This window comes from Haemophilus sp. UMB1048 (assembly GCF_030218125.1).
Lineage (GTDB): Bacteria > Pseudomonadota > Gammaproteobacteria > Enterobacterales > Pasteurellaceae > Haemophilus_D.
In genome coordinates, this window is the sequence record NZ_JASOPB010000143.1 from 1 (window position 1) to 251 (window position 251).

Below are 251 nucleotides of genomic sequence, written 5' to 3' on the forward strand. Positions count from 1 at the left end.
CGGTCACGGCGTACAAAGACAAACACCGAGCGCTCATGGTCGTCGACCACCAGCCATTCGAAGCCGTAGGGGTCAAAATCCAGCTCGTGCAGCGCTTTATGATGACGGTAGGTATGGTTCAGGTCGCGCACCAGCCGCTGGACGCCGTGGTGCCAGTTGTCGCCGCCCTCCAGCAGATGCCAGTCGAGACTGGCGTCGTGGTTCCACTCGCGGCCCTGGGCGAATTCATTGCCCATAAACAGCAGCTTTTT

General features: G+C 59.8%; 1 pseudogene. It reads right to left on the reverse strand.

The features are described 5' to 3' along the window. Positions 1-251: pseudogene (locus QP437_RS10230) on the reverse strand (1,4-alpha-glucan branching enzyme); the annotation flags it as partial.